23 protein-coding genes and 1 pseudogene are annotated in these 22,660 nt (G+C 59.5%); 8 read left to right on the top strand and 16 right to left on the bottom strand.

Annotation, left to right across the window (positions count from 1 at the left end; all coding sequences use genetic code 11):
* Positions 1-89: 89 nt before the first annotated feature.
* The 4 genes and pseudogenes from ACR0IM_RS21065 to ACR0IM_RS21050 form a co-directional block, all read right to left on the bottom strand.
* A pseudogene (locus ACR0IM_RS21065) lies at positions 90-301 on the bottom strand (hypothetical protein).
* Positions 302-355: 54 nt separating this feature from the next.
* A complete protein-coding gene (locus tag ACR0IM_RS21060; protein WP_480683137.1) occupies positions 356-2,137 on the bottom strand; it encodes an acyl-CoA dehydrogenase C-terminal domain-containing protein in 1,782 nt (593 codons plus the stop codon).
* Positions 2,138-2,183: 46 nt separating this feature from the next.
* Complete coding sequence (locus ACR0IM_RS21055) at positions 2,184-2,585, bottom strand: MerR family transcriptional regulator (protein WP_480595398.1); 402 nt, start codon at positions 2,583-2,585, stop codon at positions 2,184-2,186.
* Between the two features lie 281 nt (positions 2,586-2,866).
* The gene (locus tag ACR0IM_RS21050) at positions 2,867-3,235 is read right to left on the bottom strand and encodes a MerR family transcriptional regulator (protein WP_170325474.1); all 369 of its coding nucleotides are present in this window, start codon (positions 3,233-3,235) and stop codon (positions 2,867-2,869) included.
* A 113-nt stretch (positions 3,236-3,348) separates the two neighbouring features.
* On the opposite strand from ACR0IM_RS21050, the gene ACR0IM_RS21045 reads away from it, so the two are divergent.
* Genes ACR0IM_RS21045 through ACR0IM_RS21035 form a run of 3 tightly spaced genes read left to right on the top strand, consistent with a single transcriptional unit; the run spans position 3,349 to position 5,609 of the window.
* On the top strand, positions 3,349-3,768 hold the full coding sequence (locus ACR0IM_RS21045) for a PaaI family thioesterase (protein WP_170325473.1): 420 nt from the start codon (positions 3,349-3,351) through the stop codon (positions 3,766-3,768).
* Positions 3,768-4,286: a PaaI family thioesterase gene (locus ACR0IM_RS21040; protein ID WP_480595396.1), complete on the top strand. Its 519-nt coding sequence runs from the start codon at positions 3,768-3,770 to the stop codon at positions 4,284-4,286. Before ACR0IM_RS21045 ends, ACR0IM_RS21040 begins: the two co-directional genes overlap by 1 nt.
* A gap of 6 nt (positions 4,287-4,292) precedes the next feature.
* A complete protein-coding gene (locus ACR0IM_RS21035) occupies positions 4,293-5,609 on the top strand; it encodes an MATE family efflux transporter (protein ID WP_480683136.1) in 1,317 nt (438 codons plus the stop codon).
* On the opposite strand, the gene arsC is transcribed toward ACR0IM_RS21035, so the two are convergent.
* From arsC to ACR0IM_RS21015, 4 genes are read right to left on the bottom strand one after another with little or no spacing between them, the layout of a single operon-like run.
* Positions 5,606-5,947 carry an arsenate reductase (glutaredoxin) gene (arsC, locus tag ACR0IM_RS21030; RefSeq protein WP_480683135.1) on the bottom strand — a complete coding sequence of 114 codons (342 nt, stop codon included), beginning with the start codon at positions 5,945-5,947 and terminating at the stop codon, positions 5,606-5,608. The genes ACR0IM_RS21035 and arsC overlap by 4 nt on opposite strands.
* Positions 5,944-7,002, bottom strand: coding sequence for a quinone-dependent dihydroorotate dehydrogenase (locus ACR0IM_RS21025; protein ID WP_480683133.1), 1,059 nt, complete (start codon positions 7,000-7,002; stop codon positions 5,944-5,946). The genes arsC and ACR0IM_RS21025 overlap by 4 nt, the downstream gene beginning before the upstream one ends.
* The gene (locus tag ACR0IM_RS21020; protein ID WP_480683132.1) at positions 6,999-7,430 is read right to left on the bottom strand and encodes a DUF1330 domain-containing protein; all 432 of its coding nucleotides are present in this window, start codon (positions 7,428-7,430) and stop codon (positions 6,999-7,001) included. The genes ACR0IM_RS21025 and ACR0IM_RS21020 overlap by 4 nt, the downstream gene beginning before the upstream one ends.
* A complete protein-coding gene (locus tag ACR0IM_RS21015; RefSeq protein ID WP_480639948.1) occupies positions 7,427-7,765 on the bottom strand; it encodes a DUF952 domain-containing protein in 339 nt (112 codons plus the stop codon). The genes ACR0IM_RS21020 and ACR0IM_RS21015 overlap by 4 nt, the downstream gene beginning before the upstream one ends.
* 108 nt (positions 7,766-7,873) lie before the next feature.
* Between ACR0IM_RS21015 and ACR0IM_RS21010 the strand changes: the two genes are divergently transcribed.
* Positions 7,874-9,457: a bifunctional metallophosphatase/5'-nucleotidase gene (locus tag ACR0IM_RS21010; protein WP_480683131.1), complete on the top strand. Its 1,584-nt coding sequence runs from the start codon at positions 7,874-7,876 to the stop codon at positions 9,455-9,457.
* 63 nt (positions 9,458-9,520) lie between these two features.
* On the opposite strand, the gene ACR0IM_RS21005 is transcribed toward ACR0IM_RS21010, so the two are convergent.
* Complete coding sequence (locus ACR0IM_RS21005) at positions 9,521-11,173, bottom strand: tetratricopeptide repeat-containing sulfotransferase family protein (RefSeq protein WP_480683130.1); 1,653 nt, start codon at positions 11,171-11,173, stop codon at positions 9,521-9,523.
* Between the two features lie 55 nt (positions 11,174-11,228).
* Here ACR0IM_RS21005 and ACR0IM_RS21000 point away from each other — a divergent pair, with 55 nt between their 5' ends.
* Together ACR0IM_RS21000 and mnmH are read left to right on the top strand one after the other, a co-directional pair.
* Positions 11,229-11,894 carry an SOS response-associated peptidase gene (locus tag ACR0IM_RS21000; protein WP_480683129.1) on the top strand — a complete coding sequence of 222 codons (666 nt, stop codon included), beginning with the start codon at positions 11,229-11,231 and terminating at the stop codon, positions 11,892-11,894.
* A 44-nt stretch (positions 11,895-11,938) separates the two neighbouring features.
* A complete protein-coding gene (gene mnmH / locus ACR0IM_RS20995; RefSeq protein ID WP_480683128.1) occupies positions 11,939-12,991 on the top strand; it encodes a tRNA 2-selenouridine(34) synthase MnmH in 1,053 nt (350 codons plus the stop codon).
* On the opposite strand, the gene selD is transcribed toward mnmH, so the two are convergent.
* The 7 genes from selD to ACR0IM_RS20960 are packed head-to-tail and all read right to left on the bottom strand — an operon-like array spanning position 12,982 to position 21,065.
* A complete protein-coding gene (selD, locus tag ACR0IM_RS20990) occupies positions 12,982-15,141 on the bottom strand; it encodes a selenide, water dikinase SelD (RefSeq protein ID WP_480683127.1) in 2,160 nt (719 codons plus the stop codon). The genes mnmH and selD overlap by 10 nt on opposite strands.
* A 5-nt stretch (positions 15,142-15,146) precedes the next feature.
* Entirely contained in the window at positions 15,147-15,533 is a 387-nt protein-coding gene (locus tag ACR0IM_RS20985; protein ID WP_480595385.1) for a Na+/H+ antiporter subunit G, read from the bottom strand.
* A 7-nt stretch (positions 15,534-15,540) separates the two neighbouring features.
* The gene (locus tag ACR0IM_RS20980; RefSeq protein ID WP_480595384.1) at positions 15,541-15,810 is read right to left on the bottom strand and encodes a K+/H+ antiporter subunit F; all 270 of its coding nucleotides are present in this window, start codon (positions 15,808-15,810) and stop codon (positions 15,541-15,543) included.
* The gene (locus ACR0IM_RS20975; RefSeq protein ID WP_480640765.1) at positions 15,807-16,304 is read right to left on the bottom strand and encodes a Na+/H+ antiporter subunit E; all 498 of its coding nucleotides are present in this window, start codon (positions 16,302-16,304) and stop codon (positions 15,807-15,809) included. Before ACR0IM_RS20975 ends, ACR0IM_RS20980 begins: the two co-directional genes overlap by 4 nt.
* Entirely contained in the window at positions 16,304-17,842 is a 1,539-nt protein-coding gene (locus ACR0IM_RS20970; RefSeq protein ID WP_480683126.1) for a monovalent cation/H+ antiporter subunit D, read from the bottom strand. The genes ACR0IM_RS20975 and ACR0IM_RS20970 overlap by 1 nt, the downstream gene beginning before the upstream one ends.
* A complete protein-coding gene (locus ACR0IM_RS20965; protein ID WP_480595382.1) occupies positions 17,839-18,198 on the bottom strand; it encodes a Na+/H+ antiporter subunit C in 360 nt (119 codons plus the stop codon). The genes ACR0IM_RS20970 and ACR0IM_RS20965 overlap by 4 nt, the downstream gene beginning before the upstream one ends.
* Positions 18,198-21,065 (bottom strand): monovalent cation/H+ antiporter subunit A, encoded by a 2,868-nt coding sequence (locus ACR0IM_RS20960; RefSeq protein ID WP_480683125.1) that lies wholly within the window; start codon positions 21,063-21,065, stop codon positions 18,198-18,200. The genes ACR0IM_RS20965 and ACR0IM_RS20960 overlap by 1 nt, the downstream gene beginning before the upstream one ends.
* Positions 21,066-21,289: 224 nt before the next feature.
* On the opposite strand from ACR0IM_RS20960, the gene ACR0IM_RS20955 reads away from it, so the two are divergent.
* Both ACR0IM_RS20955 and ACR0IM_RS20950 read left to right on the top strand, forming a co-directional pair.
* The gene (locus tag ACR0IM_RS20955; protein ID WP_480683124.1) at positions 21,290-21,763 is read left to right on the top strand and encodes a rhodanese-like domain-containing protein; all 474 of its coding nucleotides are present in this window, start codon (positions 21,290-21,292) and stop codon (positions 21,761-21,763) included.
* The gene (locus tag ACR0IM_RS20950) at positions 21,760-22,575 is read left to right on the top strand and encodes a CE1 family esterase (protein WP_480683123.1); all 816 of its coding nucleotides are present in this window, start codon (positions 21,760-21,762) and stop codon (positions 22,573-22,575) included. Before ACR0IM_RS20955 ends, ACR0IM_RS20950 begins: the two co-directional genes overlap by 4 nt.
* Positions 22,576-22,660 lie beyond the last annotated feature (85 nt).

Below are 22,660 nucleotides of genomic sequence, written 5' to 3'. Positions count from 1 at the left end.
CGTATTTCGAGAAAGCCGAACCGGTCTGGTCGATATGAGGTTCGTCTTTCTGAAAACACGCACGCCCAAAACGGGTGCGAGTAAAGCCGTCAGCGTTTGCGCGCCTCAAGCTCGGTATTGAATTCTCGTAGCCGGCGCGTCAGGTTCTCCTCATCTATGACGCTGTTGAAGTTCTCGAACAGAAACGACAGTGCTTCACCTTCGTCCAGCCCGGCATCGCGGGCAAAAGCCCTGAGCTGCGGTAACCGTCCTCGGTCATGGCGACCGGAATTCGACGGGTCAGGTGAAAGCGTTTTGGCATTGTGTCTCCTCCGAAAAGCCGGTTCCGGGGCGGGGCCCCGAAACCGGAGATTGATCAGAAGTTCGCGGCCTCCAGAGCCATGACCGTGTCCGCTCCGGTCTGGATGCGGGCCAGGTGCATTGCCGTGGCAGGCAGGCGACGTGCCATGTAGAATCGGCCCGTGTTGATCTTGGTTTCGTAGAATTCTTTGTCCGACGCACCATCGTCCAGCGCGTCCTGCGCGGCCTTGGCCATCTGTGCCCACATCAGCCCCAGGCAGACGTGGCCGAACATGTGCATGAAGTCATAAGAGCCGGACAGTGCGTTGTTCGGGTTCTTCATACCTTCCTGCATGAAGTACATTCCAGCTGCCTGCAGATCCTTGGACGCGGCTTTCAGCGGTTCGATGAAGGCCTTGTCATAGGCTTCGTCCTTGCCGCTGTTTTCCTTGCAGAAGGTTTTGACCATGTCGAAGAAGGCCATGACGTGCTTACCGCCATCCTGTGCCAGTTTCCGGCCCACAAGGTCCAGTGCCTGCACACCGTTCGCACCTTCGTAGATCATCGCGATCCGGGCGTCGCGGGTGTATTGCGACATGCCCCATTCTTCGATGTAGCCGTGGCCGCCGTAGATCTGTTGCGCCTGAACGGTCATGTCATAACCCTGATCAGTCAGGAAGCCCTTGATGACCGGGGTCAGCAGCGAGATCAGCCCGTCTGCGTCCTTGTCACCCGAGCGGTGTGCCTTGTCGATCATGGTCGCGCCCCACAGGATGAACGCACGTGCGCCTTCGGTGAAGCTTTTCTGATCCATCAGGTTGCGGCGGATGTCCGGGTGTACGATCAGCGGATCGGCCGGGCCGTCTGGGTTCTTCACACCGGTTACATCGCGGCCCTGCAGACGGTCCTTGGCATATTCCAGAGAGTTCTGGAACGCGGCCTCGGCCTGCGACAGGCCCTGCATCCCCACACCCAGACGCGCTTCGTTCATCATGGTGAACATGGCGCGCATGCCTTTGTGCTCTTCGCCCAACAGCCAGCCGGTGGCTTCGTCATAGTTCATGACACAGGTCGAGTTGCCGTGAATGCCCATTTTTTCTTCGATCTTGCCGACCGAAACGCCGTTGCGTTCGCCTGGCGTACCGTCTTCATTGACGATGAACTTTGGCACGATGAACAGCGATACGCCCTTGATGCCCTCGGGGCCACCGGGGATCTTGGCCAGCACCAGATGGATGATGTTGTCGGCCATGTCGTGATCACCGGACGAGATAAAGATCTTCTGTCCCGAAATCTTGAAGCTGCCGTCACCCTGTGGTTCCGCCTTGGTGCGCATCAGGCCCAGATCGGTGCCGCAATGCGGTTCGGTCAGGTTCATGGTACCGGTCCATTCACAGCTGACCATGTTGGGCAGATAGGTGTTCTTCTGCTCTTCGGTGCCGTGCGCCAGAATGGCCGAGGCCGCGCCGTGGGTCAGGCCCTGATACATCACAAATGCCTGGTTTGCGCCCGAGAACATCTCGCCCACAGCGGTTCCCAGTACGTACGGCATGTTCTGGCCGCCATACTCTTCCGGCATGTCCAGACCAGTCCAGCCGCCTTCCTTCATCTGCTCGAAAGCATCCTTGAATCCAGTGGGGGTGTAGACGATGCCGTTTTCCAACCGGCATCCTTCGGTGTCGCCGACCACGTTCAGCGGATGCAGAACGTTGGTGGCAACCTTGCCGGCTTCTTCCAGAACCGCGCCGGTAAATTCGGCCTCCAGTTCGCTATAGCCTGGAATATCGGATTCCGAGACTTTCAGTACATTGTGCAGAATGAACTGAGTGTCTTTGGTCGGCGCGTTGTAGACGGGCATTTGAAGCTCCCTTAAATTCAGATGTCCGGGGATTGAGCCGCTGGGGTTACCCGGCGGCTTTTTTCTCGTTGTTTATCGAGGCGATGACTTTCTCGCCCCAGCGCAGCTGTTCTTTCAGATCGTCAATGGCTTGCGTCAGCTCTTCGCGGCGGGCTTCCATGTCCGACAGGCGTTCACGTGCGATTTCAATCGTACGGATCATCTGGGTCATTTGTTGGTCACCCACATGGTACAGATCCAGCAATTGCCGGATCTCTTCCAGGCTGAAGCCGAAACGCTTGCCGCGCAGGATTAGTTTCAGGCGCGCCCGGTCCCGTTTGGTGAACAGGCGTTTCTGGCCCTCGCGGATCGGGAACAAAAGTTCCTTTGCCTCGTAAAAACGCAATGTGCGCGGCGTGACATCGTAGGTCTCGCACATTTCACGGATGGTCATCAGGTCTTCGGTCATGGTTTCAGCACTCTCGTCACTGGCGTCTAAAAAAGTCAGGTGCGCAGTCGATGCGCACGTTACAACACGTAGATGACGTTCACGTAATGCAAACGCTACGTCACATTGAAAGTTGACGTAGCATCCTTTCGCGTCAAGGTGCCTGATGCGCAGGTTTTTGGAATTGACGTTACGGAATTTCAGCCGGGAGAGGGCGTTGGCTATCTGACACGGAACCACAACGGGCCAGCCCAAGGCTGCAACGCGCGGGCTTCAGGTATCAGCAAAGGAAGTGAGTATGTTCAGCGCAGCGATTTGGCGGTCTGGTCACGCAGACGCTGAAGTTCGTCCATCGCCTCATCCAGCTGCTGCCGCTGCTTCTGCAGTTCGGGCATCTGCCGGTCAGCCAGTTTCACGAACTCGGCCATCTGCGCCTGATTACCCTGATCTTCATAGATCAACAGCCACTGGCGAATCTCTTCCAGTGAGAATCCAAACAGGCGACCGCGCATGATCAGCTTCATCCGGGCGCATTCACGCGGACCGTAATACCGGCTGCGGCCTTCGCGTTCCGGCTGCAAAAGCTCGATATACTCGTAGTAACGCAAGGTGCGCTTGGTTACGTCGAACTCTTCGCACATCTCGTTTAATGACAAACGGTTGTCAGTCATTTTCGATCTCCTTGGCTGCAAACTAGGCCGTCGTGGCGGCAAGCGCAACAGGCGGTCTTGCTCTTTTGCAAGGCACAGGCTCATAAAGAAGGAAATTAGGGGGGGCACCACGCATGGTCGACAAAGTAGAAATTGCGCGCCGGTTCATCGAGGCGATTCCACACGCCAAAGCGCTTGGGCTCAAGCTGACTACAATCAGCGATGGTGAGGCCGCGATTTCCATGCCGTATAACGCCGATCTGGTCGGAGACCCCAGAACCGGTGTCATCCATGGTGGCGCGGTATTTGCCGCGTTGGATACTTGCTGCGGTGCGGCCGTCATGTGTCACCCATCGGCCCCTGGCGGGACTGCTACAATTGACTTGAGGATCGACTACATGCGCGCCGCCACGCCGGGGCAGAGCATCACCGCTCATGCCACCTGCTATCACATCACTCGCAATGTTGCCTTTGTCCGGGCTACGGCGATGGACGAGAATCAGGACTTGCCGGTCGCAACCGCCGCTGGTTCCTTTACGGTGGAGGGTCTGTGATGGCGCGGCCCCGTCCCGAACCGATGCAGGTGGTCAAACAACGCCGCGATGCGGCCCTGAACGCAATTGTCGAAGGCGTGCCGTATATCCGGTTCCTGAATATCACTTTCGACCGGCGCGGTGACGAACTGACCGGAGTGTTGAATTTCGACGACAAGCTGATCGGCAACCCCTTACTGCCTGCACTGCATGGTGGGGTTACGGCGGCATTCCTTGAGGTCACCGCCGTCATCACGCTGAGTTGGGAATATTTCTTTCCCAAGATCGAAAGTGGCGAGATAGAAGCGGAGGAATTATTCAAGGCCGACTCGGTGCGGTTTCCCAAAACCGTAGATTTCACGGTGGATTACCTGCGCTCGGGCCTGCCGCGCGACGCCTATGCGCGCGCCTTTGTCAGCCGCTCTGGCCGGCGTTACGCCTCGGTCCGGGTCGAGGCATGGCAGGACAATCACGCGCGCCCGATTGCGCAGGCGACGGGGCATTTCCTGATGCCGCAATCCAAACCGGTCGCCGGGTAGAACACCGTGCAAACCGCCTCGGCGCCACTCACCCATAAACGGGTGTTGAAGATCGCGGTTCCGATCGTACTGTCCAATGCCACGGTGCCCATTCTGGGGGCTGTCGATACCGGTGTCGTCGGACAGATGGGGCAGGCGGCCCCCATCGGCGCTGTTGGCATGGGCGCGGTTATTCTGGCGACAATCTACTGGATCTTCGGCTTCCTTCGCATGGGCACCACTGGCCTTGCCGCGCAGGCACGCGGGGCCGGGGACACTGCTGAGACCGGCGCCTTGCTGATGCGCGGTCTGCTGCTGGGCAGTGCGGCGGGGCTGTTTTTTATAGTCACGCAGATCTGGGTGTTCTGGGGCGCATTCGCCCTGTCACCCGCCAGCCCCGAAGTCGAGGCGCTGACGCGGGACTACCTGCAAATACGCATATGGGGCGCACCGGCGACAATTGCCCTCTATGCGGTAACAGGCTGGCTGATCGCGGTCGAGCGAACGCGCGGCGTGTTCATCCTGCAGGTCTGGATGAATGGGTTGAACATCTTGCTGGATCTGTGGTTCGTGCTTGGTCTTGGCTGGGGCGTTGAAGGTGTCGCCATCGCCACTCTGATCGCCGAATGGACCGGGTTGGCACTGGGTCTTTGGCTGTGCCGCGGCGCGTTTCAGGGAAGCCAGTGGTGCGACTGGCCGCGCATATTCGATGCGGCCCGGCTGCGGCGGATGATGCAGGTGAACACGGACATTATGATCCGCTCGGTCCTGCTGACCGGAGCGTTCACTACCTTTCTGTTTGTCGGCTCCGATCTGGGCGATGTGAATCTTGCGGCCAATCAGGTGTTGTTGCAGTTTCTTGAAATCACCGCCTTTGCTTTGGACGGCTTTGCCTTCTCGGCCGAAGCCCTGGTCGGAAGCGCCGTGGGCGCGCGCGACCGGTATCAGGTCCGCCGTGCGTCGATCATGGCGTCGCAATGGGGCGTGGGCGGAGCTTTTGCTCTGGGTACTGTATTCTACCTGGCCGGACCGACCCTGATCGACCTGATGACCACTTCGCCCGAAGTGCGGGGCGCCGCACGGGACTATCTGATCTGGGCCGCTCTGGCCCCGGCGATCGGAGTGGCGAGCTGGATGTTCGACGGCATCTATATCGGGGCCACATGGACCCGCGCCATGCGCAATGCGATGCTTCAGTCGGTCGTAATCTATGTCGGCGCGCTGTTCATTCTTGTGCCGACGCTGGGCAATCACGGACTGTGGGCCGCGCTGATGGTTCTGAATATCGCGCGCGGCATCACGCTGGGCTGGCGTTATCCCCGGTTGGAGGCGCAGGTGGCTTAAAGCAGCGTAAGCAGGTTTTCGGGCGGGCGCCCGATGGCCGCCTTGTCGCCTGCAATGGCCAGAGGGCGCTCGATCAGGATCGGGCTTTCGGCCATGGCGGTGATCAGGTCGTCTGCAGACGTGTCCTTGGTCAGACCCAGCTCTTTGAACCGCTTTTCACCCGTCCGCATCATGTCGATGGCATCAATGCCCAGCTGATCCAGCACGCTGCGAAGCTCGTCGGCCGAAGGCGCGTCCTCAAGGTATTTGCGAATTTCGACTTGCGCGCCGTTCTCTTCCAGCAACGCCAGCCCGGCGCGGGATTTCGAACAGCGCGGGTTGTGCCAATATGCGATCACAGCCAGTCCTCTCGTTTACTTCCAACGGCTTGCGTGACAGAGTTGAACCCGTCTCGCGCCAACAATTCGTCCAACCCCTGCGCAATCTCAGCGGCCAGAGATATCCCACCATAGACAAGCGCCGTATAAAACTGCACGGCAGAGGCCCCGGCACAAATCTTGGCGTAGGCCTGTTCCGCATTGCTGATGCCGCCCACGCCGATCAAGGGGATGTTCCCCTCGGTCAGTTGGCTGAGCCGGGCCAGAACCCGCGTCGATTTCTCGAACAAGGGTGCGCCTGACAACCCGCCAGCTTCCCCCTTGTGGTCGCTGCGCAACCCGTCACGGGACAGGGTGGTGTTGGTTGCGATCACCGCGTCCACGCAGGTTTCTGAGGCGACTTCGGCGATGTCCCGCAATTCCGCTTCGGTCAGGTCGGGCGCGACCTTCAGGAAAACCGGGATTGGGCGCGGCAGCGTATTGCGCGTTTCGATCACGCCTCCCAGCAGCGCGCCAAGCGCCGCCTTACCCTGCAAATCCCGCAGCTTTTCAGTGTTGGGGGACGAAACATTGACCGTGGCAAAATCCAGATACGCCGCGCAATGGGCGAGAACCTTGGCAAAGTCGCCGGGCCGGTCGTCACTGTCCTTGTTCGCGCCAAGGTTCAGGCCGATCACTGCGTCCTTGGGGCGCTCCGCTAGGCGGCTTGCCATGGCTTCCATGCCTTCGTTGTTGAAGCCAAAGCGGTTGATGGCGGCCTTGTCTTCGGACAGGCGGAACAGACGGGGCTTCGGGTTGCCGGGTTGCGGGCGCGGTGTGACTGCGCCAACTTCGATGAAACCAAAACCAGTGCGAGAGAGAGGGGTCAGAACCTCTCCGTTCTTGTCGAATCCCGCGGCCAGTCCTACTGGGTTGGGCAGATCCAGGCCGGCTACTTGGGTTTTCAGCCGAGGCGAGGTTACCGGTCCCGGCATAGGGGCCAGACCGGCCCGCAACGCCTTGATCGACATGCCATGGGCGGCTTCCGGGTCCAACTTGTGGAGGACGGCAAGCCCCAGTTTCTCTGTCAATTTCATCCGAAAGTCTCTCCGCCATTTGCCGGTGCGCATCGGATCAGGCGCGAGGTTTCAACCGCCGCTTGTCGATGTATGACCGCCGCTTGGTAAACCGGGTCCGTCACCATTTCAAGGAACGCGTGTGCCGATGGATATCGGGCGATGAACACTTCATCCCATACCTCATCTTGCGGACCGATCAGGGTGGTCTGATACGCGCCACGCCACAGGATCGACGCCCCCAGCCGTGCAATGATCGGGGCGGTCTCGACCCCATAGTTGCGATAGGCCTGCGCGCCGGTCAGCCCGGCCTTGGCCAGTTCGTGCCCAGCGAGGTATGCGGCCTTGTCGCGAAACTTCACCAGATTCAGCATCTCAATCGGGTGATCGCGGTCCAGTGCCTTGAACACTTCGAACTGGGCACGGTCGGGATCAATGAACGCGGTCATACCATCTCTGCCGGGAACTGGTGCGCCTGCCCGTCAAAGGGCAGGGCGCGCGACCAGACCACATCCGTCATGCGAATTTGGCGGTAGAGATGCGGAAACAAGGCGCCGCCGCGCGATACCTCCCATTTCAGGTCGTCACCCATCGCATCCGCGTCGCAGGCCAGCAGGGTCAGCCCTTCGGCCTTGGCAAAATGTTTGGCTGCGGTCTCGGCGGCTTGTTCGGCGGTCGAGAAATGGACAAAGCCGTCGGCAACATCAATCGGTGCACCGTCAGTGGCCCCCTGATCCTGCAAAATAGCCCATTCATCGGCCCGGAAAATCTTGTAAATCAGCATGAGGAGGTGATGCCCCGCGGAACAGGCAGAATCAAGCCGGATTTCCCCCTTTGACTCTTCTTGTCGCTGAGCGCACCATCGCGGCAAACAAATACAGGGAGTATCAATATGTTCACCCGTTTTCTGGCGTCAGTGGCCGTTCTGGGCCTGACCGCAGGTATGGCCGCGGCGGAGTATAAGCTGACGATTCTGCACACAAATGACCTTCACAGCCGTATCGAGTCGATCAACAAATACGACTCGACCTGCGACGCCGAGGACGAAGCCGAAGGCAAATGCTTTGGCGGTGTTGCCCGGCTGAAAACCATTGTGGACACCAAGCGGGATGAACTGGCGGATCAGAATGTGCTGTTGCTGGATGCCGGTGACCCGTTTCAGGGATCGCTGTTCTATACAACCTACAAAGGCGCGGCCGAAGCCGAATTTATGGAGGCTATCGGCTATGACGCCATGGCGGTCGGCAACCACGAATTCGACGATGGCCCCGAAGGTCTGGCTGCGTTCATCGACGCCGTCAGCTTTCCGGTCATTTCGGGCAACCTCGATCTTTCGTCCTCGGCCGAGTTGAACGGAAAGGTTGAAAACCATCTTGTGCTTGAGGTTGGAGATCAGAAGATCGGCATCGTCTCTGCTCTGGCAACGGACACGGTCGATACGTCCAGCCCCGGCAAGGACGTGGTCTTTCAGGATGAAATCGACAGCCTGACCGCCGATGTCGAGGCGCTGCAGGCCGAAGGCGTCGATATCATCATCGCGCTGAACCATGTTGGTCTGGCAAAGGATATCGAGATTGCCGAGAAGGTGCCCGGCCTTGATCTGGTGATCGGTGGGCATTCCCACACATTGCTGTCCAACACGCAGGAAGGCGCGGCGGGTTCATACCCGTTGATGGTCGGCGATGTGCCGGTTGTTCAGGCCTATGCCTATTCCAAATATCTGGGCGACGTCACGCTGACTTTTGACGACGACGGCAACCTGATTTCGGCTGAAGGCGAACCCATTTTGCTGGATGCTTCGGTTGAACCGGATGCAGACATCGCTGCGCGTGTTGCCGAAATGGGCGCCCCGATTGAAGAGATGAAAAAGCGCGTTGTTGCCAATTCTGCTGACGCTATCCAGGGCGACCGAGCAGTCTGCCGTGTGCAGGAATGTGAGATGGGCAATCTGGTTGCTGACGCCATGCTGGCAAGGGTTGCCGATCAGGGCGCGCAGATCGCGATTGCCAACTCGGGCGGGTTGCGGGCCTCGATCGATCCTGGTGAGGTGACTATGGGTGAGGTGCTGACCGTGCTGCCCTTCCAGAACACGCTTTCAACCTTTGAGATCAGTGGTCAGACGGTCATCGACGCGCTGGAAAACGGCGTCAGTCAGGTCGAAGAGGTCAAGGGCCGCTTCCCGCAGGTCGCGGGCCTGACCTTCACCTGGGACCCGTCGGTTGCGCCGAACGAAGGGCGGATCGCCGAGGTGATGGTCGCCGAGGGGGATGGTTTCGTTCCGATTGATCCCGCTGCCACTTATCTGGTGGTCACCAACAACTATGTCCGCAACGGCGGTGACGGTTATTCCATGTTCGAAGGTGACGACAAGAACGCCTACGATTTTGGTCCTGATCTGGCCGATGTAACGGCGGAATACCTCGCCGAGAACGCGCCGTATCAGCCTTATCTGGACGGGCGCATCAAGCAGAAATAATCTTGTGCCCCTGTAATCAAAAAGGCCGCATCGCCCGATGCGGCCTTTGTTTTTACGGCTTGCTCAACCGAGGTCATATTCAGGCCAGAGCGCCGGGTCGAAACCGTCCAGCATGGGTTGCAGGTGTTTGGACACGCTCTGCCATCCACCGACCGATTTGGTCGAGATCTTGTTGCGGACCTGATCGATACTGGCGGTTCTTACCTGCTTTTTGTTTTCCTCTGGGCGCATCATCGTTTCATGCCATTCAATACCGCAGAATGCAGCGACCTGTTGGCTATAGCTTTTCGGATCGGCGACCAGCTTTTCGTAAGGAACGGTCAGAATGCGGTCTCCGAACACGGCATCCCAATGGGCCATATAGCGGCGGTACAAATTCGCCGAGTGTGCAATGGCCGAAAGATTCGAAGCATAGCGCATTCCACCTGCCGGGAACCGCCTGATCCATTTGGACAGCCCGACGTCACGGGGGTCTCGCAGCATGTTAATTACCTTCGCGTTGGGGAAGGCGGACAACAGGAAACCAACATTCTGGTAGTTGTGCGGCAACTTGTCGACAAAGGCGACAGATCCGTCAGGGACCGGTGGCATCAGTTTGCGGAACTGACAGGCAAATTCGGCGAAGTTTGCCGCATCGAAACTCTGATCATTTTTTACGAATTCACGGGACAGATCGCCGCCCAGCGTCAGTTCCCCGCACCCGGCAATATCAGGGGCCGAACTCAGCATCATTTCCATCAACGTGGTGCCCGATCGGGGTTGTCCGATAACAAAGACCGGAACAGGTGTATCGCTTAGCCCAGAGTCAGGTATCCCGATACCGGCGGGGAAAAGTCCGGTGATCCGCTCCAGTTTTTTCTCCTCGGCGTCCGCGTCGTAGGGGTTGCTCTCATGCTGTATCGCGTTGGCCCGCAGGAACTGTGGCATGGCCGCGTCCAGGCCATCCATTTTTGAGATCAGATGCGCCTTGGCGAATTCAAGCTCCAAATGATCACCGTCTCTGTTGCTGATGGCGGTTTCGACGGCCTCAAGCAATTCCGGAGCCTCCTCTTTGGTGGCCATTGTGGAAAGCTGCAGCAACGCCGAAATATGTTCTGGGTTTGTCTCCAGAATGCGCAGCAGGATGTCTCGGGCACCATTCTTGTCACCGCTCTGGTGCAGGTTCACTGATTTGTCGAATGCAATTACGGAATTGTTCGGATCCAGCTCATAGGCACGGGAAATGTCACGCGAATTGTCATCGACAAACCCGATCTTCGCGTAGGCCCGGGCCCGCTTGGCCAGAAGATGCACATCGTCGGGTTCGCTTGCCAGCTTCTTGCTCGCATGTTCGATGATCATGCGCCAGTTGCTGCCCTTAAGGTGGATCTCATCCAGGACGCGGTTCAGTTCTTTGTTATTCGGGAACTGTTCCAGCTTTTGCTCTGTATAATCCAGCGCTTTGGGGATCTGCCCGGTCTGCATCAAAGCATTGGCCAAGTTTTCCACGAATTGCGGATCGTCCGGTTTCATTCGGGACGCTTCAATAAAATGCGGGATGGATTTCTTGTACTGTTCCATCTCGGTCAGCACAAAGCCCGAGATGGCGTGGAAATCTGAATCCTTCGGGAATTTCTTGACGCCGAGCTGAGCTTTTTTTAGCGCCTGTTGCAGCTTGCCTGCCTCCAGAGCGGCCACTGCCTTGCCTTTGAGGGTTTTCGCTGTTTGATTTTGCATGAGACCCCGGGACATCCTGTGCCTGTATGAAACGACTAATGATGGTTCATTACCCATGTGCGGACGGTTTGCAATAACCCTTCCCAATGATGCGATGGCGCAGCTGTTTTCTGCGCGACCGGCGAACACGCTGCCAGCGGTGCCGAATTTCAACGTCTGTCCGACCAATCAGGTGCACGTGGTCCGCGCCGGAGAGAGCGGGCGCAGGTTGGACCCGTTACGCTGGGGGTTTCTGCCGCATTGGTACAAGACCGAAACCGCCGGACCCCTGCTGATCAATGCGCGGGCCGAAACGTTGGCTGAAAAACCTGCATTTCGTGCGGCTTGTCGCGAACGGCGATGCCTGATCGCAGCGACCGGATTCTACGAATGGACAAAGACCGATCAGGGCACGCGCCTGCCTTGGTATATTCACCGCAAGGATGGCGCGCCGATCGCCTTTGCCGGAGTCTGGCAAGACTGGGGGCAGGATGAGGCTCGGCAAGGTACCTGTGCCATCGTGACGACACCCGCAAACACCCATCTCAGTGCCATCCACCACCGGATGCCGTTGATCCTTGAGCCCGATGACTGGCCGCTCTGGCTGGGTGAGGCCGGGAAGGGGGCCGCGCGTCTGTTGCGACCCGGCGCCGAGAGTGTTTTGGACTTTTACCGTGTCGATCCAGCTGTGAATTCGAACCGCGCCAGCGGGTCCGAACTGATCGAGCCGATCCCGGCATGACAGCGCGCCTTTTCAATGCGGCCTTTGCAGGATAGACCCTTGATATGGCTTTGAACTTCACCGATCTGCCCAGCCTTTACGCGCATGATTTCGATACGGTTATTGATGTGCGCAGCCCGGCGGAATTCGCCGAAGATCATCTGCCCGGTGCCATTAACTTGCCGGTTCTGGACGATGAAGAACGCGCGCGAGTCGGGACGATCTATGTACAGGAAAGCCCCTTTCTGGCCCGCAAGCTGGGCGCGGCGCTGGTGTTCCGTAACGCGGCCAACCACATCGAACACAGCCTGTCACACCACGAAGGTGGCTGGAAACCTCTGGTCTATTGCTGGCGGGGCGGGCAGCGGTCGGGGTCTTTCACCTGGATGCTGCAACAGATCGGCTGGCGGGCCGAGGTGGTCGAGGGCGGGTATCGCACTTATCGTCGTCTGGTGAACCGGTTTCTGTACCAGGACCCCTTACCCCATCGTCTGATCGCGTTGGACGGCTACACAGGCACGGCCAAGACCGACCTTCTGGCCCGTCTTGAAACGCGTGGTGTTCAGGTTCTGGACCTGGAAGGGCTGGCCAATCATCGCGGCTCATTGCTGGGCGAGATGCCAGGCGGGCAACCCAGCCAGAAGGCGTTCGAATCCGCTCTGTCCGCTGCGCTGTGCGGGCTCGATCCGGCGCGCCCGGTTGTGGTTGAGGCCGAGTCCTCCAAGATCGGTTCGTTGATCCTGCCACCAAGCGTATGGGCCGCTTTGCGCAACGCGCCGCGTATTCAGGTCCAGGCCTCAATCGAGGCGCGCATCGCCTATCTTACCCGCGCCTATGACGACATTCTGTCGGATGCAGAGCGGTTGCGCGACCGGCTTTCTCCGCTGCGGTTCCATCGGGGGCATGAGGTTGTGGATGGTTGGTTTTCCCTGATCGACGCGGGCGACAAACAGGCGCTGACACGGGCGCTGATGGAACAGCATTATGACCCATCCTATGCCAAATCCAGCCGCGTTAGCAGCGTCGAGGTTGTTGCAAAGGTAAACGCGACAGCGCTTGACGGCGCGGGTCTGAACGACGCGGCCGCGCGGATCGAACGGATTCTGGATCAGCTTTGAAGGCGCAGGCCAGGTGTGTCGGACATGTGTCCGATGATGACCGCCGGATAACCCGCGTGCCTCAGCTGTTCGCACAGCCCCGGCGCCTGGCCAGCCGCGACGGCGGCCAGCAACCCTCCGGCTGTTTGCGGGTCGAACAACAGGTCGGTCCTGTCGCCAAACGGCAAATCCGGAGCGATCGACCGATTGTCATCGAATATTGTTGACCGGACGCCTTGGGTGCTCAACGCCAGCGCGCCGGCCAACAGCGGAATTGCTTCCAGATCGAGAGTTGCACCGCAGTCCGAAGCCTCGCACATGCCCAGCAGATGCCCGGCCAAACCAAAGCCCGTCACGTCGGTCATCGCATGAGCGCCTGCCAGAATGCGGGAGGCTTCTCCTTGCGGTTGAACCATCTGCCGGAAGGCATCGACAACCCATTCGCCCTGGGCCTTGCCTGCCATTTCGGCGGCCATCAACACGCCGTTGCCCAAAGGTTTTGTTAGTATCAGTGCGTCGCCCGGATGGGCACCCGCCAGGGTGATCGGGTCGGTCTCGCACAAGCCGGTAAGGGTGAAGCCGATGGTCATCTCATCGCCCATTGAGCTGTGGCCACCCACGATTTCAGCCCCGGCTTTGCGCATGACCTCGGTTGCGGCGGTCATGATCTCGGCCATGGTCCGTTGCTGCAATTCGGGGGACATGCGGGGCAGGATGATCGTTGCCGTTGCCGCTTGCGGGCTGGCACCCATGGCCCAGATATCCCCAAGCGCGTGAACGGCGGCGATGCGGGTCATCAGCGCCGGGTCATAGGTGAAACCGCGTAAATGGTCCGAGGTCATCACCTGCTGCACCTCACCGGTCGTCAGCAATGCGGCGTCGTCTCCGGGCAGGGAGGTGATATCTGCGCGCTCAGGCGCGGGCAGGTCGCGCAGTGCAGCCTGCAGCGCGCCGCGCCCGACTTTTGCGCCACAACCGCCGCACATGGGTTTTTCACCTAGTGCCTCATGCAGTCCGGCCGCGTGAAACCGCGGCATTGGAGGGCGCGCCATTTCGGGCAGGTCGCGGAACCTGTTCATGAAAGTCTGGTCGATATGGTTCTTCCAGCGCCACATCAAAGGCCCGCTGAAAGAGGTGCCCAACCGTTCGGCCAGTGCGGATTTTCCGCCCAGAGAGATCAGCTTCAGATAGTCTTTCTGCGGTGTGTACCGCCGCATCCGTCCTGCACCCAAAGCGGCGCGCAGATTGTTGAACAGGACCGGAGCCTCTCGCACCGCATACACCCCTGCCTTGGGGCGCGGGTTTTCCGACAGATGGGCGCAATCCCCGGCGGCAAAGATCACGGGGTCGCTGGATTGCAGGAACCCGTTCACGCGGACGTAACCGTCCTGCAGATCAAGGCCCGTTTGGGCGATCCAGTCATAGGGACGGGCACCGGCGGCGCCGGTCACGAACGCGGCCGGAATTTCACGGCCATCCTCCAGAACAACATGATCGGCCTCGATGCGGGAAATGGGCGTGTTTTCGATCAGATCAACGTTCAGATCAGCCATTGCCTTCCGAATGGTCGCGCTCGCCTTTGGCTTTGTAGCAGTCAGGGCTTGGGCGTTGTCGATCAGGGTCACCCGCGCGGCGCTGCCCTTGGCGCGCAAGGAGTGAGCCATGGCCATCACCAGTTCCACCCCCGCCACGCCGCCGCCGATCACCGCCACTGAGGCGGGGCCGGTGCCCTGCAGGTACGTGGCCCAACGCGCCGCGAAAGGCCCCAGCGGTTTGGCCGGGATCGCATGGTCGGCAAAACCGGGCAGGGCGGGCATGTCCGAGGTGATCCCCACATTGACCGAGGCCACATCGAACGCCACCGGAGGGCGGCCGGGTGCATGGACCAGACCCCGACCAACGTCGATCCCTTCGACCGGGGCAAGGATGACGCGCGCACCGGCAAACCGGGCCAGGCGCACCAGATCTATATCCAATTCCCGGCGGTCATAGTGTCCGGCGACATAGCCAGGCAGCATACCGGAATAAGGCGCAGTAGGACCGGGGTTGATTACCGTTAGCCGCGCGCCGGGCAGCGGGTTCATCCCCCATTTGCGCAGCACCAGCGCATGGGTATGCCCGCCGCCAATCAGAACCAGATCACGGGTCAGGGGCAGCGGAGGGTGATGCATGAGATTTAATTCGCAGTGTGGTCAGGGACATCCTCGACCTGCTCGACCGCGTGAGTGGCCCATAGTTCATCCTCGCCCGCGTCCGGCAGATCGTTGGGCTTTTCATGGCGGTGAATGTGCCATTTGGCAATGAACAGTGCCGTGATCGGCGCAGTCAGAAACAGGAAAAGTGTGATCAGCAGTTCGTGCAGCGACAGATGCTGCTCGATCAGGACTGAGTGGCAAATCGACGCCAGCAACACACCACCCACGCCCAGCGTGGTCGCCTTGGTGGGCGCGTGCAGGCGGGACATCGGGTCTTTCAGTTTGATCATACCGAACGATCCGACAAAGCCGAAGATGCCAGAAATGATCAGAAAGAACGCGATCAGAATTTCGAAAAGGAACTCCATGTCGCCCTCACTCGATGATATTGCCGCGCAGCATGAAGCGCGCATAGGCCACGGTTGAAACAAAGCCAAGCATGGCGATGATCATCGCGGCCTCGAAGAAAATCTCGGTGCCCAAGTGCAGCCCGTAAAGGATCAACAACGCGATGGTGTTGATCACCATCGTATCCAGCGCCAGAACCCGGGTGCCGACGCCTTCGGCCGAGATGATCCGATAGAGGCATAGCATTATGGCCGTTCCAAAACAGGCGAAGGCAAACCAGATCGCAACCTCGATCATTCGAAAATCTCCTTCAGGCGACGTTCATATCGCTGTTTAATCTGATCCCGTACCGCGTCCGGGTCGGGAGCATCCAGGCAGTGAACCAGCAGGTTATGCCCTTGTGCAGACAGGTCTGAGCTGACCGTGCCTGGGGTCATCGTGATGGTTCCCGCCAAAACCGTGATTGCCTCGGGCGTGCGCAGTTCCAGCGGAACGCAAATCCAGTTGGGTTGCCGGTCGGCATCGCGTTTGAACAGGATGATCTTTGCCACCGTGATATTGGCAATCACGATATCCCACAGCACCACCAGCATATATTCCACCACCATCGGCCAGTTGCGCAGCTTGGGGCGGTCGGGCCAATAGGGCTGGGTGACGAACGGGATGATAATCCCAAGGATCAGGCCGAATACGAGCGAGTTTAGCGAGGGTTTGTTGGCCAGCAGAACCCACACAATCGTCAGCAGGAAGGTCAGGTGGGGGTGCGGGAAAATCCGGTGCAGAAGTCTCATCATTCTTCTCCTCCCAGAACGGCCGAGATGTAGTGTTCGGGTGTGAACAGCTGCTCGGCTGTTTTGCCAGCATAATTCAGAGCTGGACCTGCGAACAGGGTCAGCATGACAAGGCCCAGCACCAGCCCAAAGACGGACGAGAAGGCCAGCCCAGCGTTTGGCTCGGGCGCGGGTTGGACGGGGGGCTCTTCATCTTCTTCGGGCGCAGGGTTGTGTTGGGCGTCGTGGCTTTTCCAGAAAATCAGCGAACCCGCGCGCGCGAGCCCGACAATGGTGACAAACGACCCGATCAGAACGACCGCCCAGATCGCGTTTGCATCCGGCGCGTCGCGGGATGCGTCCAGAACCAGCAGTTTGCCAATGAAGCCCGACAGCGGCGGCATCCCCGCCAGCGCGATAGCACCGACAAAGAACAGGGCCGAGATCAGACCGCTCTGCGGCATGGGTGTCTTGGGTTCGATGGAGCCGCCCTGACGCTCCATAACCAGATCGGCCACAAGGAACAGCAATGCCGTCGCAAGGGTTGAATGATAGATGTAGTAGAGCGCCGCAGCGGTGGCGGTTTCCGTGAACAGCGAAATGGCAATTAACAGCGTCCCCATCGACGCGATGGCGCAAAAGGCGACCATCCTCGCGATGTGCTGTGTGCCGAGAATGCCGACGGTGCCAACGGCCAGCGTCACCAAGGCTGCGGGTTGCAGCCATGCGCCGACCAGTCCTTGTGTCGCCTCAACCTCGGGGCCGAAGCCCAACGTGTACATCCGCAGGATCGAGTAAGCCCCGACCTTGGTCATGATCGCAAAAAGGGCGGCCACCGGCAGGGGCGCATTGGCATAGCTGGCGGGCAGCCAGAAATGCAGCGGCAGAACGGCGGCCTTGATACAGAACACCAGCAGCAACAGAACGGCCCCAACACGCAGCAGCGCTGTGTCATCAGCCGGAAGCTCTGCCACGCGCAGCGCCATGTCCGCCATGTTCAGCGTTCCGGTCACGCCATAAAGCGTCCCAAGCGCAAACAGGAACAGGGTCGAGCCCAGCAGGTTATAGGCTACATATTGCACACCTGCTTTCAGGCGCACCGCACCACCACCGTGTGTCATCAGACCGTAGGACGCGATCAGCAGGACCTCGAAGAACACGAACAGGTTGAACGCGTCACCGGTCAGGAACGCACCGCAGACACCCATGAGTTGGAAATGAAACAGCGCGTGGAAGTGCTTACCTCTGTCATCCCAACCCGACGCAATTGCATAGAGCACAATAGGCAGGGCCAGCAGAGCGGTCAGCAAAACCATCATGGCAGACAGTCGATCCAGCACCATCACGATACCGAACGGCGCAGGCCAGTCACCAAGTTCATAGACCTGAATATCGCCGCCAGAGGCCTGCGCGGTGATGGTAAGGGCAATGCCAAGCAGCGCCACCACACCAGCAACTGAAAAGATGCGCTGCAGGTCCAGGTGGTATCGCAGGACCATGATGATGAATGGAGCCAGGATCGCGGGCAGGACGATCGGCGCTACGATCCAATGGTTCATGCGTCTTCTCCTGCGCCGTCCACGCTGTCCCGCGCGGTCATGTCGATATGGTCATCTTTCGAGGACAGATAGGCGGACAGCGCGATCATCACGATCACCGCTGTCATCCCGAACGAGATCACGATGGCCGTCAGCACCAGCGCCTGCGGCAAGGGATCGGTGTAAGGAACGTCTTCGTATTTGTTCAGAACGGCCGGTGCATCCAGTGCCAGCCGTCCGGTTGCGAACAGGAACACGTTCACCGCGTAGGTGATGAGCGACAGGCCCAGGATCACGGGAAATGTCCGGCGGCGCAGGATCAGGAAAATCCCGGCGGCGGTCATGATGCCTACGGCAGAGGCTACGAGCGCTTCCATCAGGCCTGCTCCTTCTTTTCGTCTTCTTTCAGGTCGTCCCGCAGCGGGTTGATATCCATCGGAAATTCCTGCGCCATGCCCGGCTGCCACGCGAACCGCGACAGGCTGTCCAGCGCCAGCATCACCGCGCCCAGAACCGCAAGGAACACGCCAGTGTCAAACAGGATAGCGGTGGCCCATTCAAACTCTTCCAGCGGCGGCCAATGGATGTAACCGAAATCGCTGGTCAGGAAGGGGCGATCATTGAACCACGCACCCAAACCGGTCGCGGCAGCGATCAGCACACCCCAACCGATTGTGCCATGGTAATAAAAGCGCTGCCGCTCGATGGCCCATGTATAACCGCTGGCCATGTATTGCATCAGGTACGCAATAGCTACGATCAGGCCCGCGATGAACCCGCCGCCTGGCTGGTTATGTCCCCGGAAAAAGATATAGGCACCAACCATCAGCGCGATGGGCATCATCACGCGGGTCGCCACCACCATCATCAGCGGATGGGAATCCCCCGATTGCGGCCAGTGCGGTTTTCGGTTCAGCAGATAGGCGCGGACGTTCGAGCCCAGAACCGCCTCGGTCAGGGCAAAGATGATCAGTGCGGCTATGCCCAGAACGATGATCTCGCCAAAGGTATCAAAGCCCCGGAAGTCCACCAGGATCACGTTGACCACGTTGGTGCCGCCACCGCCTTTATACGAATTCGCCAGATGGAATTCCGAGATCGTCGGGAAGGCAAAGTCCCGCAGCATCAGCGCGTAGATCAAGCCGCCGGTGCCAAGACCTGCCACGACCGAGATAGCTGCATCTCGCCAGCGCCGTGCGGCGCTGCTGTCCCACGGCGTATCCGTGGGCAGGAAATTCAGCGACAGCAGCAACAGGATCATCGTCACCACCTCGACCGAGATCTGCGTCAGCGCCAGATCCGGGGCCGACAGATAGTTAAATGCCATCGAAACGATCAGGCCGACCACACCGATCAGCACCAGCGACAGCAAGCGATTGCGGTGGAACCACATGATCGCCAGCGTTGCACCAACCAAACAAATCCAGCCGATGAACGGGATGATCTGTATAGGCAGCGGTTCGCGCGTTTCCGGACCAATTGTCCCGGTTGTATAGGCGTAATAGCCAAGCCCGACGGTGAAGGCGATCAGGATGATGGCATAGCGGCTGATCACACCATTGTGCAACGTGTCGGTGACCCACCGGCTGAGCGTGGTCAAGGCGCCGATCACGGCTTCAAAGATCGTCTTGGCCTCGGGGCGGGGCAGGGCATTCCAAAGTGCCTCTCCCCGGCGGCGTAGCCCCAGCAGGAACAGACCGCCCAGCGTGGCCACGACAGACATATACAGCGCAGGCGTGAACCCGTGCCACAGTTTCAGCGAGTAATAGGGCAGTTTCTCACCACCGATCACAGCGCTGGACACAACCGCGACCAGAGGCCCGACGATAGCCGCCGAGTACAGCCCGATCAATACAACCAGCACCACAAGGAAAGCCGGAGCCAGCCAAAGCCCGACAGGTGGGTCATGCGGGTGGTGCGGGTAATCGGTGCGTTGTGGGCCGAGGAAGACATGGCTGACAAAGCGGAAGGAATAGGCCGCGGAGAATAGCGCCGCCAGCAACGCCAGCCCCGGAACCAGATAATGCGAGTTCAACCACGTGGTGTGGACTGTCTCTTCCAGCATCATTTCCTTGGACAGGAACCCGTTCAGCGGCGGCAGGCCCGCCATCGACAGGGCGGCAATCGTGCCGATGGTAAAGGTAATCGGCATCAGTTGCCGCAGCCCGCCCAATCGCTTGATATCACGGGTTCCGGTTTCGTGATCCACAATCCCGGCGGTCATGAACAGAGCACATTTAAAAGTCGCGTGATTGATGATGTGGAAGATAGCGGCCACGGCGGCAATCTTGGTGCCAAAGCCCAGCAGCATCGTCACCAGCCCCAGATGCGACACAGTCGAAAACGCCAACAGCGCCTTGAGGTCGTCTTTGAACAGCGCGATGCAGGCGCCGATCAACATGGTCACAAGACCTGTTGTCGCAACGATATAGAACCAGGCATCGGTCCCCGCCAAAACCGGCCACATCCGCGCCATCAGGAACAGCCCGGCCTTTACCATCGTGGCCGAGTGCAGATAGGCCGAAACCGGCGTTGGTGCGGCCATCGCGTGCGGCAGCCAGAAGTGAAACGGGAACTGCGCCGATTTGGTGAAACAGCCCAGCAGGATCAGGATCAGCGCCGGCGTGTAATAGGGCGACGCCTGGATCAGTTCCTTGTTTTGCAGGATCACGCTCAGGTCATAAGACCCCACGATATTGCCAAGGATCAGCATCCCGGCAATCATCGCCAGCCCGCCGGAACCGGTAACGGCCAGCGCCATCCGTGCGCCCTGACGACCTTCGGGCAGGTGCTTCCAATAGCCGATTAGCAGGAATGAGCTAAGCGACGTAAGCTCCCAGAATATAAGCAGAAGAAGGATGTTGTCAGAAAGGACAATCCCGACCATCGCGCCCTGAAACAGCAGCAGATAGGTATAGAACTGCCCCATCGGGTCCTCGCGCGACAGGTAGAACCGGGCATAGAGGATGATCAGCAATCCGATCCCCAGGATCAGCAGGGCAAACAGGAACCCCAGACCGTCTAGCATGAAATTCGCGTTCAGTCCCAGCGCTGGTATCCACTCGAACCGCGCCGTAATGACATCTCCGCGCATGACCGACGGGATGTGAATCAACAGCCCCATAAGCGCCAGAAATGTCGTCAGCCCGGCGGCTGATGCTGCTGCGTTTCGTCCTGCCCGGATCAGAAGGGCTGGAAAAACAGCTCCGAGGAAGGGAAGGGCCGCGATGAGGAATAGGGACAAGTGCGATACTCCGGTCTGAGCGGTCAAAAGTAATCCTGATTTTGTAAGGATAATTTTCTGACTGTCCAGCTATTGCAGGTTTTTAGCTGCATTCTAGAAGCGTCGCGCCGATAGCGTTTCAGGTGCGAAATAATGACGCGAACTTGATCTGCCGCCCGGATTTCACCACAGCGCCAACCCGACGACTGTGATAGAACCGGCCTGTCCGCGCAGGAGGGTGCTGTATGGCTGAAATGGTGAACCGGACCCGAAGATGGGTGTTGCTTGGCGGGGGTGCGGCCTTTGCCGCCGGTTTCGCCATCCGGCAATACCGCCTGATCCCCCCGGATTACGCGGGTGATAAACTGAGTGTTGCAGACGCACATGAGCAGGCGTTGTCGGGCGAAGTTCTGTTGGTGGATATCCGAACCCCGCGCGAGTGGAAGGCCACGGGCGTTGCTGAAGGCGCGTACCCGCTGGATATGCGCCGGGATGATTTTGAGCAGGCGCTGGCGCAGCTTGTCGGTGGAGACCGCAATACTCGGGTTGCGCTGATTTGCGCCCGCGGGGTGCGGTCGGCCCGTCTGAGCAACCGGTTGATTGAGGTCGGGTTCACAAATGTCATAGATGTGCCCGAGGGCATGTTGGGGTCGGCCGCAGGGCCGGGATGGGTGCGCGCCGGGTTGCCTGTGCAGCGTAATACAGGAGAGACAGGATGATCCGGGAAATGACGTTGGCAACCGGGCTGGCGCTGGCGGGCCAGACGGGCTTTGCTGCTTGTGCCGATCAGGAAGGCATGTGCGAAACCGCGACAGGCGGCTATCACATCGAACTGCCCGAGGCGGAAAACCCGCCGCTGGTGGTGTTTCTGCACGGCTATGGCGGTACCGCCACGGGAACGCTGAAGAATCGCAGCATGGTCGAGCCTCTGCTGGCGCGGGGGTATGCGGTGATGGCCCCGGAAGGGTCCCAGCGGAATGGCCGCCAAAGCTGGAACTTCTTTCCCGGATGGGAAGGGCGCGAAGAAACGGCTTTTTTGACCGAGGCTGTTCAGGATGCCTCGGACCGGTTCGGGGTGGATGCTGACCGGGTGGTGTTGGGTGGTTTCTCGGCGGGTGCCTTCATGGTCTATTACCTTGCCTGCGCCGCGCCGGAAACGTTTTCGGCCTATGTGCCCGTCTCGGGCGGTTTCTGGCGCCCACAACCCGTAGCCTGCGACGGCCCGGTGCGCTTGTTTCACACTCACGGTTGGACCGATAATGTGGTACCGCTGGAGGGGCGACTGTTGGGGGGCGGCCGGTTCCACCAGGGCGACATCTTTGCCGGTCTGGAAATCTGGCGCGCTGCCAACGAATGCGCCGACACCAAACCCAGCGGGTTTTCCACCACCGGCCAATTCATGCGCCGCTATTGGACTGGATGCGCCGAGGGCAGCGCGCTGGAATTTGCGCTGTTCCCCGGCGGCCACGGGGTGCCCAAGGGCTGGGCGGACATGATGGTCGATTGGTACGAAGGTCTGCCGGGTGGTTGATCCAGGCGCTTTGCGTTCAGTTGGAAACGAAACGCCCTGACTCTCCTGTTGGACGAACGCGCATTTCCTTGCTGGTGTTCACATG

The sequence above is a fragment of the Ruegeria sp. BF6 genome (assembly GCF_056538665.1).
The sequence above is the reverse complement of the archived record's forward strand: the minus strand, read 5'-3'. Positions and strand labels throughout refer to the sequence as shown.

What these genes read in the sequence shown, in the direction of transcription:
- ACR0IM_RS20965 (WP_480595382.1), bottom strand. Translation starts at nt 18,198, where the DNA reads ATGGAAGCGCTCGTAGCCTCTGCCGTAGGCATCATGACCGCCGCCGGG.
- ACR0IM_RS21045 (WP_170325473.1), top strand. Translation starts at nt 3,349, where the DNA reads ATGGTCGACAAAGTAGAAATTGCGCGCCGGTTCATCGAGGCGATTCCA.
- ACR0IM_RS21055 (WP_480595398.1), bottom strand. Translation starts at nt 2,585, where the DNA reads ATGACCGAAGACCTGATGACCATCCGTGAAATGTGCGAGACCTACGAT.
- ACR0IM_RS21020 (WP_480683132.1), bottom strand. Translation starts at nt 7,430, where the DNA reads ATGACCGCGTTCATTGATCCCGACCGTGCCCAGTTCGAAGTGTTCAAG.
- ACR0IM_RS21025 (WP_480683133.1), bottom strand. Translation starts at nt 7,002, where the DNA reads ATGAAATTGACAGAGAAACTGGGGCTTGCCGTCCTCCACAAGTTGGAC.
- ACR0IM_RS20970 (WP_480683126.1), bottom strand. Translation starts at nt 17,842, where the DNA reads ATGAACCATTGGATCGTAGCGCCGATCGTCCTGCCCGCGATCCTGGCT.
- ACR0IM_RS20975 (WP_480640765.1), bottom strand. Translation starts at nt 16,304, where the DNA reads ATGAGACTTCTGCACCGGATTTTCCCGCACCCCCACCTGACCTTCCTG.
- ACR0IM_RS20955 (WP_480683124.1), top strand. Translation starts at nt 21,290, where the DNA reads ATGGCTGAAATGGTGAACCGGACCCGAAGATGGGTGTTGCTTGGCGGG.
- ACR0IM_RS21050 (WP_170325474.1), bottom strand. Translation starts at nt 3,235, where the DNA reads ATGACTGACAACCGTTTGTCATTAAACGAGATGTGCGAAGAGTTCGAC.
- ACR0IM_RS21010 (WP_480683131.1), top strand. Translation starts at nt 7,874, where the DNA reads ATGTTCACCCGTTTTCTGGCGTCAGTGGCCGTTCTGGGCCTGACCGCA.
- selD (WP_480683127.1), bottom strand. Translation starts at nt 15,141, where the DNA reads ATGCATCACCCTCCGCTGCCCCTGACCCGTGATCTGGTTCTGATTGGC.
- ACR0IM_RS21000 (WP_480683129.1), top strand. Translation starts at nt 11,229, where the DNA reads ATGTGCGGACGGTTTGCAATAACCCTTCCCAATGATGCGATGGCGCAG.
- ACR0IM_RS20980 (WP_480595384.1), bottom strand. Translation starts at nt 15,810, where the DNA reads ATGATCGAGGTTGCGATCTGGTTTGCCTTCGCCTGTTTTGGAACGGCC.
- ACR0IM_RS20950 (WP_480683123.1), top strand. Translation starts at nt 21,760, where the DNA reads ATGATCCGGGAAATGACGTTGGCAACCGGGCTGGCGCTGGCGGGCCAG.
- ACR0IM_RS20985 (WP_480595385.1), bottom strand. Translation starts at nt 15,533, where the DNA reads ATGGAGTTCCTTTTCGAAATTCTGATCGCGTTCTTTCTGATCATTTCT.
- ACR0IM_RS21005 (WP_480683130.1), bottom strand. Translation starts at nt 11,173, where the DNA reads ATGCAAAATCAAACAGCGAAAACCCTCAAAGGCAAGGCAGTGGCCGCT.
- ACR0IM_RS21060 (WP_480683137.1), bottom strand. Translation starts at nt 2,137, where the DNA reads ATGCCCGTCTACAACGCGCCGACCAAAGACACTCAGTTCATTCTGCAC.
- mnmH (WP_480683128.1), top strand. Translation starts at nt 11,939, where the DNA reads ATGGCTTTGAACTTCACCGATCTGCCCAGCCTTTACGCGCATGATTTC.
- ACR0IM_RS21040 (WP_480595396.1), top strand. Translation starts at nt 3,768, where the DNA reads ATGGCGCGGCCCCGTCCCGAACCGATGCAGGTGGTCAAACAACGCCGC.
- ACR0IM_RS21015 (WP_480639948.1), bottom strand. Translation starts at nt 7,765, where the DNA reads ATGCTGATTTACAAGATTTTCCGGGCCGATGAATGGGCTATTTTGCAG.